General features: G+C 32.6%; 1 protein-coding gene and 1 pseudogene. One reads left to right on the top strand and one right to left on the bottom strand.

Translation table 11 applies throughout. The annotated features are described in order from the left end of the window. Positions 1 to 527, top strand: a pseudogene (locus AC1DTM_RS24570) (hypothetical protein); the annotation flags it as partial. Positions 528 to 984: 457 nt separating this feature from the next. Here AC1DTM_RS24570 and AC1DTM_RS24565 read toward each other — a convergent pair. After that, complete coding sequence (locus AC1DTM_RS24565) at positions 985 to 1,770, bottom strand: GNAT family N-acetyltransferase (RefSeq protein ID WP_477001107.1); 786 nt, start codon at positions 1,768 to 1,770, stop codon at positions 985 to 987. Between the last annotated feature and the right edge of the window lie 127 nt (positions 1,771 to 1,897).

Below are 1,897 nucleotides of genomic sequence, written 5' to 3'. Positions count from 1 at the left end.
GTTAGAAGTGTTATTATATAGCYTRCAAATAATTYTWTTAATTATWTATTCATTYCCRAAAGCTCRATTTAAATTTCAAAAGTTACAAACRATTGTYGTRKTATTATATGCATTCCAAATGGCAACAATAGCGCCTACTGCTTTGACTGTTACTAAAATGGCTAATAATTCAATTGACTGGATTACACTAATGTATGCAGGTGTATTGCTTTTGGGAGCAGTTGTTGTTCATATTGTGRCAACMWTTGATACRTTTAAACAAGCGAGTGAAGGTGCGTTTAGTAWGGATGAAAGRTCYGYCTCWTTYTYTAGTRAAASAAAAGGARAKRTGATGAAGTGGGCTACACTATACGCAGTAATTATTCTTATTTTGATATATTTTCATAATGRTTATGGGTTTGATGATTTATTTATGTATGTAGTAGGGACCTTTTTAATGTATACGATAGCYATCGGAGCAACATARAAGAGAGACTCCRAGATATCAAAAGAAAAATAAAAAARGTAAATCRAAACGTAAGGCATAAAGAAAGTGAGTATTGTAAGTTTTGATGGTAAAAAAGTAATAATTTATAGGAGAGTATTTGAACTACTAAAAGAAAATTTACTTATGTAAGGTGATTAAAGTGATTAGAAGGTTATCTGATCGAAAATATAGAGAGTGTAGTGTGATGATGATGAAATGAACAAAAAAAGGGTTTCTAAAATGATTACTATCATAATAGCGACATAAGTGTGGTGAATGTTTCAGAAATATTTCTATTTGTAGTGGAAAGAATTTGAGAATAAACATGTAGCCCCAATTGCTGGAGTAGATCCAATAGTTGGGGCGTTTATCTGTCTAAATTTAGTTTGAATGCATAACAGTTTTTAGTTAGAGTCCTCGCTCCTCAAGTAGTTTCTTCGTAATAACGGTGTGAAGTTTTTGTATAATCGGCTTTTATTGCAAAGTTACAACTATTTCCGCTTATAGAGTACCTCTTATTATCGATACATCGTCCACATCCCAATGTCTTTAAACCCTAGACGTTTATAAATTCGTCCAGCAGCTGGATTGTTATAAAATAGGCAAAGTGTTCGGCCTTCTTTCGTAAAGTCCTGAATCATTTTCTGTAATATGAGTGAAGCATATCCGTTTCCGCGATAATTCGGATGTGTACATACGCCAACTACCATAGCGGATAATGAATTTTCAGCGGAAGTAGAGGCGGACGCGATGATTGCACCGTCTTTTTCAATATAATATGTACGTCCTGTAGTTGTTTCGATAGCTTGCCTTAACATTTTTTCTGATTCATTAGCGGTCGGGAATTCAGAGATGTTACTTCGTAATTGCATAATTCGTTCTATATCATCTAGTGAGGCAAGTTTAATTGTTTCATGAATTGGTGTGTTAGGTAAGTTATTGTCATCTAGACATTCACAAAAATACATTTCATTTTTGGCCCCCAGTTGTATACTTGGAGCAGTTTCAAATCTTTCTACAATAGTTGACTTACCAGAGAGTTTAAGCGACTTATATGCTGAAAGAAGTGCCTCATAGTCAGTAACCACAAACTCTTCTTTACTATAAGGTATAAACGCATCATGAAAGCGAAGTAAAATAGATTTTAATGTTCCGCTTTCTTCAAATGCTCCCCATAACTCTTGAAAGTCTGTTTCGTAACCAAAAGCCTCAATATCTCCAATAATAAACAAGTTAAGGGCTACTTCTTCTTTTAGAAAAGAAAATACTTGTTCATGATCTTTCTTTGTTAATTTTCGTATCATAACAAACTACCTCTTTTTTGTTTTTTCTAAATATTATAACTTTATATTTTTGAAATCAATATAAAATTTTATGTTTAGTTCACAAACTTTCGGAAAAACTAGGAAAGATATGACAAAGGAGGTTATG

This window comes from Bacillus sp. P4_D3 (genome assembly GCF_056401855.1).
The sequence above is the reverse complement of the archived record's forward strand: the minus strand, read 5'-3'. Positions and strand labels throughout refer to the sequence as shown.

Excerpts from the sequence above, each read along its gene's own strand:
- AC1DTM_RS24565 (WP_477001107.1), bottom strand. The coding sequence starts at position 1,770 with ATGATACGAAAATTAACAAAGAAAGATCATGAACAAGTATTTTCTTTT.